Raw genomic sequence first — 17,462 nt, forward strand, 5'->3', positions numbered from 1 at the left:
GGACCTCCTCCGCGGTCACCGACGTCCTTGCCGAACTGCGTGCACTGCCCGGCGGCGACCGCCTGGCCGGCATCCGCCGCCGGTACAGGGCGAGGCCGCCCCGGACCGGCTGCTGCGGTCCGAGGTGGACCGCGGCTTGGCCGCCGCCGGGGCTGCCGGTCCGGCGTACGCTGCACACCGGCGGCCTTCTACGGACGGGTGGTCAGCAATCACCAGCCCGGCTGGCCGAAGCCGATGCCGGGGGCCGTCGGGGCATGCATCAGCCCGTCGGCACCCACCACCGGCTCGCGCTGCACGGGGTTGCTGTACACCAGGGACTCGTAGTAGGTGGTGTTGGGAATCGCCATGCACAGGTGGGCGTTGACCACCCCGGGACCGTGTACCTCGGCCCGCAGTTGATAGCTGTCGGCCAGGTGCGCGATGCGCATGGCCCCGGTGATCCCGCCCTTGTACTGAGCGCTGGTCCTGACGCGTCCCGCCGAGCCGGTCGCGATGAAGTCGCCGACGTTCAAGTGCGCGCCGTCGGAGGTCTCCGCGACCAGCAGCGGGACATCGACCTGCTCGGCCAGCCAGCGGTGGGAAGTGACGCTGAACTCGCGCATCGGCTCCTCGTACCACAGGTAGCCGGCCTCGGAGATCGCACGGCCGAGGTAGACCGAGTCGGCGAGGTCGAAGCCGGCCGAGCCGTCGTACATCAGCGGGACGTCGTCACCGACGTGCGCCCGCAGCTTCTGGCAGAGGTCCGCGTCGGCCTTCGGGTCACCCCAGGCGTGCAGCTTGATGCCGACGTACCCCAGCTCCAGGCACTGGTTGGCGACGTCGAGGTACTCCTCGACGCTGCCGAAAGTGACCGTGCTCGCATAGGCGGGGATGGCCTCGCGGTAGGTGCCGAGGAGACGGTGGACCGGCTGTCCGACCGCCTTGCCGGCCAGGTCCCACAGCGCCACATCGACCAGGCCGAGAGCGTAGATCGGAAGCTCCTCGATCCGGTCCAGCTCCCACAACCGCTGCCACAGCAGCTCGCGCATCAGAGGATCGCGACCGATGAGGTCCTCGCGGATGCGACGGCCGACCAGGTCGGCGACTATCACCCCGCGTCTTGTGTGCGCCTCGCCCACCAGGCCGTCATCGGTGTGGACACGCAGGATGCCGCCCACCACGGACGGCTCCGATCCCGGAAGCCCGGCGCGCCACCGAAAGGGCGGTTGAGCCGGCAGGTCGACGAGTTCCATGGTCACATCGGTTATTCGCATGGGTATCCTTCACGGCTGCAAGTTGGACTTCAGGAGTCGGTGTCGCCGCCGGGCGCGACGCGACGCCAGATCTCCCGCTGGAACTGCTGAGCGGTCATGGAGATGTGCTCGGCCATCAGGCCCTCGGCCCTGTCCGGCTCCCCCGAGCCGATCGCGGCGGCGATCTCCTCGTGCTGCCGCGCGGCCACCAGCAGCGACCCGCCCGCGACCCCGGCCAGTCCGATGATGGTGGCCTGGCACTGCAGGCGCCGCACAGCGTCGAGGGTGGAGGCGAAGAACATGTTGGCCGCCGCATCCGCGATGCCGGCGTGGAACGCCTCGTCGGCGCTGTTGAATGCCTCGATATCCCCCTGCTCCGCCGCGAGGGACGACCGGTGTGCGGCTTCGCGCACCGCCTTGACCTGCGTCGGGGTGGCCCGCTGCGCAGCGAGGTTGGCCGTTGTGGTCTCCACGTGCCGGCGGAACTCGAACAACTCGTCCACCTGCCGCAGGTCCGCGGGGAGGAAGTTGGCCAGCGACGCCTGCCAGGAGGACTGCTCGGGCTCGGCCACGTAGATGCCGCGGCCCTTCTGTACGGACAGCCGCCCGATGGCGGAGAGGATCTTGACCGCCTCCCGGACCACGGTCCGGCTCATCTGTACCTCGTCCGCCAGATCCTTCTCGGTGGGCAGCCGCACGCCAGGCTGAAGTCCCTCCTGGACGACGTACTCAAGGATGCGTTCGGCCGCGACCTCGTATCCAGGACGGTAGGCACCCCCCGCGCCTGCCGGCGAAGGGGTCTTCTCTGAGCGGGCCAACAGTGTTCCCTCACTTCGCTCTTGCCGTCACTCGACGCCCGCTTGTCCCGGCGTCTGTCGGCCTTCATATGTTTCCTATATATCAGGCACTTCAGCTGCAGTGAAGCACATCCAGACCCTTGACGCCAAGGTCCGATGACTTCAGACTCTTCCCTGTCCAAGCCGGGCCGATTCGCCCGCTTCTTGGCACGACACCCGTTCTGAACAGCCGACTTGAGCCTCATGGCCTGCGGCACGCCTCCGGAAATTCAGCCCTGACCAGCCTTGCGGCCCTGATATGTATCAGATCTATACGCCGCGGTAATGCACTACAGATGGGATGTTCGAATGCACATTCGGCGTAGTAGCGGACACACCGGCCAGGCCGGCAGACGCTGGGCGGCACTCACCGCGGCCGCCGCTCTGGTTCTCGGTGCCACGGCCTGTTCGGGCGGCTCGGACGAGAGTAGCGCGGGCGGCAAGGTCCAGCTCACCTACCGGATATGGGACGCGACCCAGCGGCCCGCCATGCAGCACATCGTCGACGCCTTCGAGGCGGCCCACCCGTCGGTCAAGGTGAAGATCCAAGTCACCGCGAGCGCGGAGTACTGGACCAAGATGCAGGCCGACGCCACCAGCGGCAGCGCGCCCGATGTGTTCTGGATGAACGGGCCCAACGCCCAGCTCTACGAGTCGAACGGCATCCTGATGCCGCTGTCGGACAAGCTCGACGCCAACGGCGTGAAGCTCTCCGACTACCCCAAGAGCCTGGTCGGCCTCTACAACTACAAGGGCACCCAGTACGGAATCCCGAAGGACTTCGACACCGTCGGGCTCTGGTACAACAAGAAGCTGTTCGACGCGGCCGGTGTGAAGTATCCCGACGACACCTGGACCTGGAAGACCGTTCAGGACGCCGCGCGCAAGCTCACCGACGTCTCCAGGAAGCAGTACGGCATCCTGGCGCCCCCGTTCGGCCAGGAGAACTTCTACGACACCATCTTCCAGGCCGGGGGCTCGGTCATCTCGGCCGACAGGAAGTCCTCGGGCTACGACCAGCCGGCGGCCAAGACGGGGCTGAAGTTCTGGACGGACCTGGTCAAGGCGGGGTACTCGCCGTCACTGAAGTCCATGACCGACACATTCCCGAGCCAGCTCTTCGAGTCCGGCAAGGTCGCCATGTACTACGGCGGCAGCTGGGACACCCTGACGTTCGCCAAGAACAGCACCTTGAAGAAGAACATCGACGTCGCCGTCCTGCCGGAGGGGAAGAAGCGGGCGGTGGTGATCCACGGACTGGCCAACGTCGCCTACGCCAAGACCAAGCACCCCAAGGAGGCGGCCTCCTTCGTCGCCTTCCTCGGGTCCAGGCAGGCCGCGGAAATCGGAGCGAAGGAGAGCGGGGTCATCCCGGCCTTCAACAACACCCAGCAGGCCTGGGTGAAGGCCAATCCGCAGTTCCATCTGAAGTCCTTCCTGGACGAGGTCCCCTACGCGGTGCCGCTCCCCACCTCCAAGAACACCAACGTCTGGGCGAACGAGGAGCCCACCACATTCGCTCCCGCCTGGGACGGCAAGACCGACGTGGGGGCGGCCGCCCAGCAGATGGCCGGTCTGATGAACACGGCGCTGAGCAAGGAAAAGTGACCAGATGACCCGAACCGCGGCTCTCCAGCCCAGGGCCCGTGCCGCCCGTGCCGCCAACGCCGTCCCCCGGCGCGGGCGGCGCCACGGCCGCCGCCAGTGGGCCTGGGCCTCCCTCATGGTCGCGCCGATGACCATCGGCCTGGGGATCTTCTACCTGTGGCCCATCGCGCAGACCTTCTACTACAGCTTCACCCACTCCGGCCCGTTCGGCGGGCACACCTGGACCGGCACGGCCAACTACCGTGCGCTGGCCGACGATCCGACGGTGAGCCGGGCGGTGGTCAACACATTGCTGTACACCGTGATCCAGCTGGCCGGGATCCCGCTCGCGATCCTGGTGGCCGCACTGCTGAACCAGAAGAACCTGCGCGGCCGCGCGGTCTACCGGGTGCTCTACTTCCTGCCGGCCGTGACCATGCCGGTCGCCGTGGCGATGCTGTGGCGCTGGATGTACGACGGCAACTACGGCCTGGTGAACTACCTGCTGTCCACGGTGGGGATCCACGGACCGCACTGGGCCTCCGACCCCGGCGTCGCACTGTACGCGCTGGCCGCGATCGGCATCTGGATGTCCCTGGGCTACAACATGGTGATTTTCCTGGCCGGCCTCCAGGGGATACCCACCGAGTACTACGAGGCCGCGCGGGTGGACGGTGCGGGACCGGTACGGACATTCCTGCGCATCACCGTGCCCCTGCTGACTCCGAACATCTTCTTCGTCACCGTACTGACGATGATCAACTCTCTGCAGATGTTCGATATCGCCTACATGATGATGAGCACCCCCGGCTCCTCCGCCGGCGCCGCCAACCCCGCGCTGCCGAGCGTCCGGTCGATCTCGTATCTCTTCTTCCAGAAGGCCTTCGTCGAGCACGACATCGGGTTCGGGGCCGCGGTGGCCTTCATCCTGGTCGGCTTCATCGTCCTGATGACGCTCGTCCAGTTCCGTCTGCAGAAGAGGTGGGTGCACTATGCCTGAGCTCTCGTCCCGCTCCGGCCCTCCGCGCCACCGCGTCCGTTCGGTGGCCACCCACACGGTGCTCATCGCCGGTGCGGCGCTGATGATCGGCCCGTTCCTCTGGGAGGTGGTCACGGCGCTCAAGTCGTTCGCCGAGACCACCCAGTTGCCACCCACTCTCCTGCCGCACCACTGGCAGTGGTCGAACTTCACCTCGGTGTTCCACGCTCTGCCCTTCGGGCGGATGTTCCTCAACACCGTTCTGGTGACCGCCGGACGGACTGCCGGCCAGCTGCTCTTCTCGTCGATGGCCGGCTACGCCTTCGCCCGGATGCGATTCCGCGGCAGCGGGGTGCTGTTCGGGTTCTTCCTGTCGGTGCTGATGGTCCCGGGCCTGGTCTTCCTGATCCCGCAGTACGTGATCATCCAGAACCTCGGCTGGCTGAACTCCCTGCAGGGCCTGATCGTCCCGGGAATGTTCAGCGCCTTCGGCACTTTCCTGATGCGCCAGTTCTTCATGGCACTGCCGCACGACGTCGAGGAGGCCGCACGCCTCGACGGGGCCAACCCGTGGCAGATCTTCTGGCACATCGCGCTCCCGCTGGCCAGGCCCGGTCTGCTGGCACTCACCATCCTGACCACGCTGTGGTCGTGGAACGACCTGATGTTCCCGCTGGTGATCAACACCGACCCGGAGAAGATGACCCTCTCGGCCGGCCTGGCCACGCTCCAGGGTGAGCACTTCACCGACTACTCGATCCTGATGGCCGGGTCGCTCATGGCCACCGTGCCGATGATCGTCGCCTTCATCCTGCTGCAGCGCCACTTCATCCAGGGTATCGCCTTCACCGGCAGCAAGGGCTGAGCCCTGCTCGCCGCAACTCCCGGAAAGGGCAGGCACATTGAACGACATCAGGCTCGGCGTCATCGGCCTCGGCGTCCGCAGCGACCTGGCCGAGCTGGCCCACCGGCCCGGCTCCGGCTCGGTGCTGGCCGCAGTGTGCGACCGCGACCCGCGCATCCTCGCGCGCGCCGAGGACCGCTTCGGCACCCAGGTGCGGAGCACCTCGGACCACCACGAACTCCTCGATGCCGGGCTTGACGGCGTGTTCGTGCTGACCCCGGACCACACCCACGAGCAGATCGGCCTGGACTTCCTCGCGGCCGGCATCCCGGTCTTCCTGGACAAGCCGATGGCCATCACCACTGAGGGCTGCGACCGACTGCTCGCGGCGGCCCGCGAACACCGGACCCCGTTGTACGTCGGCCACAACATGCGCCACATGCCGGCCGTGGTGGCCATCCGAAAGCTGATCACCAGCGGGACCATCGGCGAGGTCAAGGCCATCTGGTGCCGCCACTTCATCGGCAACGGCGGGGACTACTACTTCAAGGACTGGCACGCCGACCGACGCAACACCACCGGGCTGCTGCTGCAGAAGGGAGCCCACGACATCGACGTCATCCACTGGCTGGCCAACGGCTGCACCCGGCGGGTGAACGCCATGGGCGGACTGACGGTCTACGGCGGCATCAGCTCACGCCGCGACCGCAGCGGGGAGCGGATGACCGAGTGGCTGTCGGACGGGAACTGGCCGCCGCTCAGCCAGACAGGGCTCAGTCCGGTGGTGGACGTCGAGGACCTGAGCATGATGCAGATGCAGCTGGACAACGGCGTTTTCGCCAGCTATCAGCAGTGCCACTACACACCGGACAACTGGCGCAACTACACCGTGATCGGCACCGAGGGGCGGCTGGAGAACTTCGGCGACACCGAGGGGGCGGAGATCCGGGTGTGGAACCGCCGTTCCACCTACCGTGCCGAGGCGGACCTGGTGGTGCCCGTACCCACCCCGCCCGGCCTGCACGGTGGCGCCGATCCGGTGCTGGTCGAGGAGTTCCTGCAGTTCGTACGCGAGGGCGGGGCCACCGTCACCTCGCCGGTGGCGGCCCGCGAGGCGGTGGCCACCGGCTGCGCGGCCACCATGTCGCTGCGGGACGGAGGCCGGGCCATCGATGTCGCTCCGGTCGACCCGGAGATGGCCGCGTACTTCGAGCAGGTCCGGCAGTAGGACCACCGAAGGGTGGGCGGCCACCCTCCGGGACCGGCGCGGCCCCCTGCTCCCCGGGGCCGGCGGACCAGAACCATCCCCCATGAACAGCCGGGCCTCCCGGCTTCCGGGCCGGCGCGTCTGCCGCCCGCGACCGTACGTCATGCCCTCCTGACCGGATCCCCGGTCACATCCCAGCAGAGGAGTTGGTTTTCCATGCCCAAGCGCCGGAACACCGCCTTGAGAGCGGCGACTGCAGCGTTCACCCTGGCCCTTGCGGCGGGCTTCGTACCGGGTGCCCAGGCGGCTCCCCACACGCCGTTCACCATCGCCGCGGGTACCCTGAGGATCGGCCTGGACCCGACCGGCACCGTCACCAGCCTGGTGGACGCGGCGAACGGCCACGACTACGCCAGCACCGACCACTTGGCACCGCTGATCAAGCTGGTCGCCGACGGCGCGGAGCAGCGGCCCACCGCCCTGTCCTACGACCATGTCCGGTCCACCTTCACCTTCACCTTCGGCGCCAAGGGGATAAAGGTCGGCATCCGGGTGGTCGGCAAGTCCGGCTACGCGACCCTGGAGGCGACCGGCGTCAGCGCTCCGCAGGGCGTGGACGTGCAGACGCTGCTGTGGGGGCCGATCACCACCGACATCTCCCAGACGGTCGGCGAGACCGTGGGTGTGGTGCACGACAAGGACTTCGCGATCGGCATCCACGGTCTCAACGACAAGACGCCGGCGGGCTGGCCGGAGGAGTACAAGGGCCTCAGCTACCCCGACGCTCCCGGGGATCCACTGTTCAACTGGGACTACGGCTGGTTCGCCGCGCACCGGACCACCTTCGGTGGCATCCTCCAGGCGTACACGTACGACTACACCAAGACCCGTAACCGGTACGTCGGTTGGGGTGACACCAACGAGCCGAGCTCGCCCGTCCCGCCGCTGAGCGGGGACGACGCCCGGATCGAGGGATCGAAGATAGCCCTGTTCGGCTCGGCCCCGGACGCCACGCTGGGCACGCTCTCCAGGATCGAGACCGGCGAGGGCCTGCCGCACCCGACGGTCGACGGACAGTGGCAGAAGACCGCGCAGGGGGCATCGCAGTCCTTCCTGGTGCTCGGAGACCTCAACAAGGACAACGTCGACCAGGCCAGTGCCTTCGCCAACCAGGCCGGGCTCCGCTACGTCTACTCGCTGCCGGGCTCCGACGGCCCCTGGCAGTCCGCCGGGCACTACCAGTTCGACTCCGCCTTCGGCGGCTCCGACGCGGGCGCCGCCCAGCTGGTCTCCAAGGCGGCGGACCACGGTGTCAAGGTCGGTGTGCACACGCTGTCCAACCTGGTCGACACCAACGACCCGTACGCCACCCCGGTGCCCAGCAAGGGCCTGGCCACCCTGGGTTCGGTGAAGCTGACCCGGCCGCTGGACGCGAGCTCCACGGTCGCCTACGTCGACGGCGATTCGGTCTTCAAGGACGGCCAGGAGAAGATCCTCAGGATCGGTGACGAGTTCGCCGAGTACTCCGCCGTGACGCAGGTGCCCGGTTCCGCCGGCGAGTACGAGGTGCGGCTCGGCTCCCGCGGCATGTGGGGCACCAGCGCCGTCGCGCACGCCGACGGCGACGCGATGGACCGTATGCGGCGCTACGCCTACGGCCAGTTCGTCGGCGGTATGCCGGTCATGGGCGACATCGCCGCCCGCTTCGCGCAGATCTCCAACACCACCGGCACCAAGTCGATGTCCTACGACGGTCTGGAGACCGGATCGCTGGCCGGTTACGGCCTGTTCGGCACCAACCGGCTGGTCAACGGCACCTACCGGAACCTCAAGTCCCAGGACGACTTCATCTCCGAGGCGAGCAATCTGCTGCCCGGCACGTGGGATGCAACCACCCGGGCGAGCTGGGGAGAGGATCATGGCCTGCCCGAGAGGGCGCCGCTGACCGCCCTCAAGTACATGCCGTACTTCGACCGCAACGACATGCCCGACATGATGGGCTGGCGCGGGTTCCGCTCCGGGTTCTCGACGCTTTCCCAGGAGTGGCTGCTGTCGAAGATGGCGGGCTACAACGCGGGCACGGGCCTTCAGACCACCGTCTCCACCCTGAAGAGCGCCGGCAACACCACCGAGGTCCTGGCTGCCTGGAAGGAGTGGGAGGCAGCACGCAACGCTCACGCGTTCACCAGCGAGCAGACGAAGGCCATGCGGGACACGGACTCCAACTGGCACCTGGAGACCGTGGTCCCCGGCAAGCAGTGGAATCTGTACGACGTCGACTTCCCGGCCGGCCCGCTGAGTGCGCCGAACGACGGCTCGCAGCACAGCTGGAGCTACACCAACACCCATGCCGCGCAGCCGGTGCAGTTCCAGCTGCAGGCGAGCGGCGGAACCGTCACCGACCCGTCGTTCACCGTTGACGGGCAGACCGTCGGCTACCGGACCACCGTGCCCTCCGGCGGTTACCTGGTCGCCGACGGCAGCGCGGATGCGAAGGTGTACGACGGCAGCTGGCACCTGGTCGACACGGTGGCCGCGCAGGGCTCCGCCACCTTCAAGTCCGGTGCCCAGAACATCGATTACCGTGCCACCGGCTCCGGCGGCACCTCCAAGATCAGCTTTCTGACCTACGGCAGCGCCCAGCGGGTGAAGGCACCGGTCACGATCGACAGTCCGGCGACAGTAAAGGGTGGCGGCACCGCGACGGTGACCACCCGCTACACCAACACCGGCACCACCACGGTGAAGAACGCCAGGATCGGCCTGGCGGTGCCCACCGGCTGGCGGGCCGAGCACACCGGCAAGGCCGGATTCCCGAGCATCGCCCCGGGTGAGACCGTCAGCGTCACCTGGCGGGTCACCCCGCCTGTGGACACCCGCGCCGGTGACAGCCAACTGGTCACCCATGTCACGAGCACCGGCGCACGGACCAGCTCGGAGGCGAGCACGCGGATCACCGTGTCCTGACCCGCTTCCCGGGCTGTCGGGGACCGCAACGGTCGGTCGGTCAGGGCGCTGACCGGCCGGTCCGGACCCGGCTGTTCTTCAACTCCACTCCTCAACTCCGAGCATCGTGTGTGGAAGAGCGCTGCGTCTGTACCGGACGTTCGAAGGGCTAGACCGGCGCGGTGGGTTTCGTGCTCATGGCGTCGGACCGGTCTCTGGTCCTGTGGCGCGGGCGTAGCGGGCGGCGAGCTCTGCGAATGCGGTGGCCAGTTGGGGTGGGCCGATGACGTCGATGTCCGTGTCGAAGCGCCCGATGGCCGAGGCGAGTCCGGTCCATGACCAGGAACCAAGGACAAGTCGGCAGTGCTGGGAGCCGAGTTCCTCGACGATTCCGTCCTGGGCGAAGGGCGCGACGTCGGCGGCCGGGAGGTGGAGAATGACTTCGCCTCGGCACGGCCAGTCGGTGGTGGTGCCGTCATTGCCGCGGAATCGGCTGATGACGAAGGTCGGGACGTCGCCGCCGGGGAGTGCGCGAGGGGCGAAGCGGGGGCCGGTGGGTGTGCGGGGCCGGATGCGGTCGACACCGAAGGTACGCCAGTCCTCGCGGTCGAGGTCCCAGGCCACGAGGTACCAGCGATGACGCCGGGTGACCAGGTGGTGGGGTTGCACGCGGCGGGGATCGTCGGCTGAGGTGCCGCCGCCCGGGGTGTAGTCGAAGCGAAGTTCCTCGCAGGCGTGGATGGCACGGCTCAGGTCCTCCAGGACCTGGGTATCGACCTGAGGAATGTCGCGGGCCGCGGGCGGTGGGACGGCGGTGACGCGCAACAGGTCGATGCGGTGACGCAGGCGGGGTGGCATGACCTGGCGGAGAGTGGCCAGGGCGCGGGTGGCGTCTTCGGCGACTGCGGTGCCGGCGACCGCGGTCTGGAGCGCGACGGCCAGGGCGACGGCCTGGCCGTCGTCGAACAGCATGGGTGGCATGTGAGCGCCGGCCTCCAGGCGGTAGCCGCCGGCCGGCCCTTTGACGGTCGTGATCAGGTAGCCGAGTTCGCGCAGCCGGTCGATGTCACGGCGCACGGTGCGCGAGGTGATGCTCAGACGCCCGGCGAGATCCTCGCCGGACCAGTCACGGTGCGTTTGAAGCAGCGAGAGCAGCGCGAGCAGCCGGGAGGAGGTCTTTTGCATGGGATCCATTCTCACCGCAGTACAGGACACATCCTGTCCTCTACCTCCGCCACAGTGGCACACGAGCCGTTCGGGAGGCATCGCTCCTGGTCACGGCAGCCGCCACCGACGACTTCGACCGTCGGCGGCGCATTCGTCACATCGAGGCAAGGAGCAGGCCATGTCCGTCACGACCACCACTCATCTGAACTTCCGGGGCGCCGCACGGGAGGCGCTGGACTTCTACCGGTCCGTCTTCGGCGGACGTACTGTCGCGGTCACTTACCAGGACGCGGGCGCCGTGCAGAACGAGAGCGAGGCGGACTGGGTGATGTGGGGCGAGGTGGCAGGCGACAACGGCTTCCACATCATGGCCTACGACGTGCCCTCGCAACTGCCCTGGAACCAGGGCGAGAACCCGTTCTTCGTCTCGGTACGCGGTGACAGCGCCGAGGAAATCAGCGCCCTGTGGGACAGGCTCGCCGAGGGCTCGGCCATCGTGCATCCGCTGGAACCCGCGCAGTGGGCGCCGCTGTACGGCATGCTCAGCGACCGCTTCGGCGTCACCTGGGTCCTGGACGTCACCGCCCCGTACAACGGCTGATCCAGCCCACCCTGAACATGCCTGCGCCGTCCGGGCCGCCGCAGCCCCACTGGCGGTCCGGACGGCGCAGGCACCAAGCACGTGGAGAAGTGGAAGGAAGCAGGGTCACCGTGCGGATGCGGAAGCTGGGACGGACCGGCATCGAAGTCAGCGCCTACTGCCTGGGCACCATGATGTTCGGCAAGATGGGCAATCCAGATCACGACGACTGCGTACGGATGATCCACCGTGCGCTCGGGGCGGGCATCAATTTCGTCGACACCGCCGATGTCTACGGCTACAGCGAGACCGAGGAGATCGTCGGAAAGGCCCTCAGGGGACGCCGTGACGAGGTCGTGCTGGCAACCAAGTTCAACGGACGGATGGGCGAGGGCCCCAACCGCAGCGGCAGTTCCCGGAGCTGGATCATCCAGGCGGTCGAGGGCTCGCTGAAGCGGCTGCGGACCGAGTACATCGATCTTTACCAGATCCACCACCCCGACCCGCACACGGACATGGAGGAGACCCTGTCCGCGCTCACCGACCTCGTGCGTGCCGGGAAGGTCCGGGCGGTCGGCTCCTCCAACCTGCCGGCCTCGGAGATCGTCGAAGCCCAGTGGGTGTCCCAGCAGCGTGGACTGCACCGCCTGCGTACCGAGCAGCCCACCTACTCCATCCTCAGCCGCGGCATCGAGCGTGAGGTCCTGCCTCTCTGCCGCCGCTACGGCCTGGGCGTCCTGGTGTGGAGCCCGCTCGCCATGGGCCTGCTCACCGGCCGCTACCGCAGGAACGCCCAACGGCCGGACAACGCCCGTATGAAGTGGGTCCCCGGGCACCTCACCGACGAACGCAAGCTTGACGCCGTCGAGCAGCTGCTCCCCCTCGCCGAAGAAGCCGGTCACACCCTCACGCACCTGGCCATGGCCTTCGCCACCAGCCACCCCGACGTCACCTCCGCCATCATCGGCCCGCGCACCATGGACCAGCTCGACGACCTGCTCACCGGCGCCACCCTCACCCTCGGCGACGACATCCTCGACGAGATCGACGCAGTCGTCCCGCCCGGCACCGACATCAGCCCGCTGGACGTGTCCTACACACCCCCCTCCCTCACACGCACGGACCTGCGCCGCCGCCCGCCCCACGAGCGAGCGGCGGCCTGAGAACGCCATGACCGTCCTCGACAGCCGCGCCCTCAACCGCGCCACCCTCGCCCGCCAGCACCTGCTCACGCGCAGCGACACATCCGCGCCCGAGGCGGTGGCCCACCTGTGCGGCCTGCAGGCGCAAGAGCCCCAGGAACCCTTCATCGGGCTCTGGTCCCGCCTGGCCGACTTCCAGCCCGGGCAACTGGACGATGCGCTGACCGGCCGCACGGTGGTGCGCACCCACCTGATGCGCCGCACCGTCCACCTCGTCGCATCGGACGACGCACTCGCCTGGCGAGCCCGTCACGACACCATGCTGCGCCAGCGGGTCCTGGGAACCTACCGGCGCGAACTGGCCGGCATCGACGTGGACGAGGTCGCCGCCGCCGGCCGCGCGGTCATGGCCGACCAGCGGCCCCGCACCATGAGCGAGCTCGTGCAAGCCGTCGAAGACCGCTGGCCCGGTCCACCACGCCGCGTCCTGGGCGAGTTGCTCATCGCGGCCCTCATCCCCATGGCCCAGCTGCCGCCCCGCGGTCTGTGGCACCGGACTGCCGGCGTGCGCAACCTGCCGTTGCCCACCTGGCTGGAACGGGACATCGCGCCCCTGACCACCGATGACAACGATCCCGTCGGGCAGCAGCTGCTACGCCGCTACCTCGCCGCCTACGGGCCCGCCGCCAGTTCGGACCTACGTGCCTGGTGCGGGCTCGCGGGACTTCCCGCCGCCGTCAAAGCCGCCCGGGAGGAACTCCTCGTCTTCCGCGACGAACACGGTCGCGAACTGCTCGACCTGCCCGACGCACCCCGCCCCCACCCCGACACCCCTGCCCCGGTCCGGTTCCTCCCGGCCTTCGACAACGCCGTCCTCGGCTACCGCGACCGCAGCCGCATCATCGACGCCGCCCACCTCGGTCTGTCCGTCGCGGGTCACCGCACCGTCCTCGTCGAGGGGCGCGTCACCGCCACCTGGACCGTGCGCGACCACCGGCTCCGCATCAGCCCCCTCCGGCCCCTCACCGCCCCGGAGCAGGAAGCCGTACGCGCCGAAGCCCAGGACCTGACCACTTTTCTGGACGAAGACATCGAGCACATCCAACTCGACACCGGAAACCGGTCGTAGGGGCCGACGGCGCACACGCGCGCCACCAGCCCCCCGCCCCACCTCGTGGCGAGGGTCTGTGATCTGCGGTGGCGTGCGTTTCGCCCGGTTGAAGGTGAAGTGCCCACAGGGCGATGACAGTGGCGGGCATCCGGTGCCGCCGATGTCAGGGCGACTTCGGCGGGTTCTTCGTGTCGAACGCGAAGAGAGTGTTCTTGGCCGCGGCCACGACCACCGCACGCCCCGCGACGGTCACACGCGGGCTTGCGCCCTGCTCGCCCGTCAGGCCGTCGGCCTGCGGATCCGTTGTCCACAGGGGTGCGCCGTCGCGCGGCGACAGCGCGACCACCCGGCCGGTGGCCGAGCTGAAGTACAGCGCCCCGGCTCCCGCCACCGGGCCCGACGCACCCTCCACGCCCGTCTGCCGCGACCACTTCTCCCCGCCGGTGGCGGGGTCGAGGGCCGTGACGCGACCGGTCTGCCCGCTCACGAAGACGCTGCCGTCCGCCATGCCGGGCGTTCCCTCGTAGGTCTTCGCCAGCCGGGAGTACGTGACCTTCCCCGAGGCCGGGTCGAACCGCGCCACCCCGTCGTAACCGGCCAGCGCCGTTCCGTCCATGTGCTCCTCGAGGAACACGAGACTGCCGTTGGCGACGCCCATCGGCACGGCGGGCCCCTTGACCGGGATGCGCCTGCCCAGTGTCCCCGAGGCGCGGTCGAGCGTGCGCAGGGTGGGGTGGCGCACCTCTGACGCATTCACCTCCGTATTCGTCGCGCACATCGCGTAGAGCTGTGCGCCCACCGGAACCGGGGCGCACTGCGCGCCCGCGGGGAACGGCGTCGTCCAGGCCACCTTGCCGCTGTGCGCGTCCCGGGCCTCGAAGCGGGAGTTGGAGGCGTCGACCGTCACGACGGTGGAGCCGATCACCACGGCGTCCCGTGTACGCCCCGTGACGGCCGTGGACTGTGCACCGGACGGCACGGACCACAGTTCCCGGCCCTTGGCCGCGTCGATGGCCACCACCTCAACGGGAGGGTTCTGCCTGTCGCCCTCGGCGGCGAAGCGGTAACCGAGCACCGTGTCGTCGGTGGCGCCCACCATGTGCATGCCCTGAGCGGGGACGCCCGGACTCTGCACCTTCCACACCTGCGAGCCGTCCACGGCCCTGATACGGGTCGCGACGACTCCGCCGCCCCCGCAGAACAGCGCATCGCCGCGCGCGACGCAGCGCAGCTCGTCGGGGATGTCCTTGCGGCCGCCCTGCACGGTCCGGTGCCATGGCGCGAAGCCGACCGGAAGTGCGACACCCGGCACACCTGGCGCCGCGGCCCTGCTCCTTGTGTCTCCGCCGCTGTTCCCCCCACCCCGGGCCGTCACCGCGGCGACCCCGCCGCCGATCGCTGCCACGGCGACCGCGGTCGCGAGCACGGGACGCCACCGGCGGCGCAGCCGGCGGCCGATGAGGGCGCCGGTGCTCCCTGTATCGGGACCGTCGAGGGTGGTCGGGGCGATCGGCGGCGGGGTGGCCTGCATCGCGAGGTGATGCTGGGTGTTCGTGTCGCGGGTGCGGCCCGCGCCTGCCCCGTCCGCGCCGGCGCCGCCGAGGTCGGCAGGCAGGTCCCGCAGCAGTACGAGGAGTTCGTCCGCCGTGGGGCGCTCCTCGGGGTCCTTTTCCAGACACGACTCGACGACCGCGCGCAGCGTCATCGGTACGGAATCCAGCGAGGGCTCCTCGTGCACCACTTGGTACGCCGTCATGTACGGGCTGTCGGCGTCGAAGGGCCCCTGCCCCGTCGCCGCGTACACCAGCAGCGTCCCGAGCGAGAAGACATCGGACCGCGGCCCCACACCACGCGGTGCCTGCAACTGTTCCGGCGACATGAAGGGTGGTGTGCCGATGACTCGCCCCGTCATCGTCAGCGTCTGCTGGTCCACCGCGCGCGAAATGCCGAAGTCGATGACGCGCGGCCCCTCGGGCGAGAGCACGACGTTCGAGGGCTTCAGGTCACGGTGGACGACGCCCACGCGGTGGATGTCGCGCAGCGCCTCCGTCAGACCGATGGCGAGTTTCCGCAGTTCCGAACCGGTCAGCGGGCCCTTCGCGGCGATGTGCTGGGCGAGCGTGTGCCCCTCGATGTAGGCCGTCGCCATCCACGGCTGCTCGGCCTCCGGGGCGGCGTCGACCACGGCGGCGGTGAACGCGCCGCTCACGCGCCTCGCCGCCGCGACCTCCTGCCGGAAACGGATGCGGAACTCGTCGTCCGCCGCGAACTGCTGGTGGATCAGTTTGATCGCGACAGGACGCCCCGAACTCGTACGGGCCAGAAAGACCGTGCCCATGCCGCCCGAGCCGAGCCGCGCCTCAAGCGGATAGCCGCCGATCTCGGCCGGATCACCTCCACGCAGCGACACTCTTCCCAACCTCTCGTCCCCCGTGCATCTCCGTCATCACGGGCCCGCGTACCTGTTCTGCCCCACAAACTAGCCGCTGGACGGTAGGGCAGAGCAAAGAGGGTGACGAACAGGGCCCCCAGGACGCCTGCTCCGTTTCAGTCGTGTTCAGTCTTGTTCAGTCGTGTTGACAAGTTCGGGTGAGCCCTCGACGACGGCACCCCGCCCGTGGCCCGAGGTCTGCTTGAAAACGGAAAGCGGTGACATGGCCGCGCCGACTCCGGGCGTACGGCGGCCGGAACGAACCTGCCGAATCCCGGCCTGGCTTCCCGTGGCATCTACACCTTCTTTTGTCTACAGAAATGTAGACCAACTACGCTGCGCATTCGAGGCGATGCCCGGTGTGACGGCGGCGCGTCGATGGCCGCACCACCGCGAGCCGCTCGATGTCCGCGCGCGGCAGCGCCGAACGGCAGATCAGGAGCGCGTTGTGGGAAAGCCGGAGTTCGCTGCCCAGGTGGATGCCACCTGCGACGGCCCGTATGTGATGAAGAAGCTGCCCGAGGTCACTCTGGCCTTCTGGATCACGAAAATCACCGCGACCACCCTCGGGGAGACAGCCGGAGACCTGTTCTCCCAGACCCTGGGAATGGGCTACTTCCTGACCACGGTTGCGCTGTTCATGCTGTTCGTGGCCACCCTGATCGTGCAGCTGCGCTCCACTCGGTACAACCCGGTCTTCTACTGGACCGTCATCCTCTCCACCAGCATGGCCGGCACCACCATGTCCGACTTCATGAACCGGGACGCCGCCGCGAAGTACCTTCCTCCGGGCACGGCATCGCTGGGCTGGGGCCCCCAGGGCCTGGGCCTCGGATACCCGGCGGGCGCCGCGATCCTGGTCTCCCTGCTGATCGCGGTCTTCATCGTCTGGAAGTTCACCGGGCAGACTTTCGCGATCACCGAGATCGTCACCTTCCGTGGCGAGGCCCTCTTCTGGGCCGCGATCCTGGTGTCCAACACACTGGGCACATCCATGGGCGACTTCCTCTCCGACAGCTCCGGCCTCGGCTATGCGGGCGGAGCACTGCTCGTCGTCACGCTCCTGGTCGTGCTCGCTGCCCTCATGCGTGTGCCGGCCGTGCCCCATGTCGCGCTGTTCTGGATCGCCTTCGTCCTCACCCGCCCACTGGGCGCCACCTTCGGGGACGCCCTCACCAAGCCGCTCGCGAAGGGCGGTCTCGATCTGGGCACCACGGGGTCATCAACGGTGCTGCTGGCCATCCTCATTGGCCTCACGAGCCACGCCGCACTGCAAGAACGCAAGCGGACCATCGCGCGCGAGACCCAGCTCGCCTAGCTACGGTGGTCCGGTTACGGTGCTCGCGTCACTGGCTCCCCGTCGGCGACGCCGTTCGCTTACCCGCCCGGAAGCTCTATGA

At 68.7% G+C, this 17,462-nt stretch carries 13 protein-coding genes; 9 read left to right on the forward strand and 4 right to left on the reverse strand.

Annotation, left to right across the window (positions count from 1 at the left end):
• Nucleotides 1-209: 209 nt before the first annotated feature.
• Nucleotides 210-1,253, reverse strand: coding sequence for an enolase C-terminal domain-like protein (locus OG210_RS02260; protein WP_371534891.1), 1,044 nt, complete (start codon nucleotides 1,251-1,253; stop codon nucleotides 210-212).
• Nucleotides 1,254-1,282: 29 nt separating this feature from the next.
• Nucleotides 1,283-2,050 carry an FCD domain-containing protein gene (locus tag OG210_RS02265; RefSeq protein ID WP_328332922.1) on the reverse strand — a complete coding sequence of 256 codons (768 nt, stop codon included), beginning with the start codon at nucleotides 2,048-2,050 and terminating at the stop codon, nucleotides 1,283-1,285.
• Between the two features lie 327 nt (nucleotides 2,051-2,377).
• Between OG210_RS02265 and OG210_RS02270 the strand changes: the two genes are divergently transcribed.
• The 5 genes from OG210_RS02270 to OG210_RS02290 all read left to right on the forward strand — a co-directional run bounded on the left by OG210_RS02270 (nucleotide 2,378) and on the right by OG210_RS02290 (nucleotide 9,652).
• A complete protein-coding gene (locus tag OG210_RS02270; RefSeq protein WP_371534892.1) occupies nucleotides 2,378-3,676 on the forward strand; it encodes a sugar ABC transporter substrate-binding protein in 1,299 nt (432 codons plus the stop codon).
• Nucleotides 3,677-3,680: 4 nt separating this feature from the next.
• Nucleotides 3,681-4,655, forward strand: a complete 975-nt coding sequence (locus OG210_RS02275; RefSeq protein WP_328332917.1) for a sugar ABC transporter permease — start codon at nucleotides 3,681-3,683, stop codon at nucleotides 4,653-4,655.
• Entirely contained in the window at nucleotides 4,648-5,499 is an 852-nt protein-coding gene (locus OG210_RS02280; RefSeq protein ID WP_328332915.1) for a carbohydrate ABC transporter permease, read from the forward strand. Before OG210_RS02275 ends, OG210_RS02280 begins: the two co-directional genes overlap by 8 nt.
• Before the next feature lie 37 nt (nucleotides 5,500-5,536).
• Nucleotides 5,537-6,706 carry a Gfo/Idh/MocA family protein gene (locus OG210_RS02285; protein ID WP_371534893.1) on the forward strand — a complete coding sequence of 390 codons (1,170 nt, stop codon included), beginning with the start codon at nucleotides 5,537-5,539 and terminating at the stop codon, nucleotides 6,704-6,706.
• A gap of 195 nt (nucleotides 6,707-6,901) precedes the next feature.
• A complete protein-coding gene (locus tag OG210_RS02290) occupies nucleotides 6,902-9,652 on the forward strand; it encodes an NEW3 domain-containing protein (RefSeq protein WP_371534894.1) in 2,751 nt (916 codons plus the stop codon).
• Between the two features lie 174 nt (nucleotides 9,653-9,826).
• On the opposite strand, the gene OG210_RS02295 is transcribed toward OG210_RS02290, so the two are convergent.
• Entirely contained in the window at nucleotides 9,827-10,816 is a 990-nt protein-coding gene (locus OG210_RS02295) for a helix-turn-helix transcriptional regulator (RefSeq protein WP_371534895.1), read from the reverse strand.
• 160 nt (nucleotides 10,817-10,976) lie between these two features.
• Between OG210_RS02295 and OG210_RS02300 the strand changes: the two genes are divergently transcribed.
• The 3 genes from OG210_RS02300 to OG210_RS02310 all read left to right on the forward strand — a co-directional run bounded on the left by OG210_RS02300 (nucleotide 10,977) and on the right by OG210_RS02310 (nucleotide 13,649).
• Nucleotides 10,977-11,399 (forward strand): VOC family protein, encoded by a 423-nt coding sequence (locus OG210_RS02300; protein ID WP_371534896.1) that lies wholly within the window; start codon nucleotides 10,977-10,979, stop codon nucleotides 11,397-11,399.
• Between the two features lie 110 nt (nucleotides 11,400-11,509).
• Nucleotides 11,510-12,541: an aldo/keto reductase gene (locus tag OG210_RS02305; protein ID WP_371540142.1), complete on the forward strand. Its 1,032-nt coding sequence runs from the start codon at nucleotides 11,510-11,512 to the stop codon at nucleotides 12,539-12,541.
• Nucleotides 12,542-12,548: 7 nt separating this feature from the next.
• The gene (locus tag OG210_RS02310) at nucleotides 12,549-13,649 is read left to right on the forward strand and encodes a winged helix DNA-binding domain-containing protein (protein ID WP_328332905.1); all 1,101 of its coding nucleotides are present in this window, start codon (nucleotides 12,549-12,551) and stop codon (nucleotides 13,647-13,649) included.
• A 145-nt stretch (nucleotides 13,650-13,794) separates the two neighbouring features.
• On the opposite strand, the gene OG210_RS02315 is transcribed toward OG210_RS02310, so the two are convergent.
• Complete coding sequence (locus OG210_RS02315) at nucleotides 13,795-16,041, reverse strand: serine/threonine-protein kinase (RefSeq protein ID WP_371534897.1); 2,247 nt, start codon at nucleotides 16,039-16,041, stop codon at nucleotides 13,795-13,797.
• Between the two features lie 469 nt (nucleotides 16,042-16,510).
• Here OG210_RS02315 and OG210_RS02320 point away from each other — a divergent pair, with 469 nt between their 5' ends.
• Nucleotides 16,511-17,380 carry a hypothetical protein gene (locus OG210_RS02320; protein WP_371534898.1) on the forward strand — a complete coding sequence of 290 codons (870 nt, stop codon included), beginning with the start codon at nucleotides 16,511-16,513 and terminating at the stop codon, nucleotides 17,378-17,380.
• Nucleotides 17,381-17,462 lie beyond the last annotated feature (82 nt).

The sequence above is a fragment of the Streptomyces sp. NBC_00466 genome (assembly GCF_041433995.1).
In the GTDB taxonomy this organism is placed as follows: Bacteria; Actinomycetota; Actinomycetes; order Streptomycetales; family Streptomycetaceae; genus Streptomyces.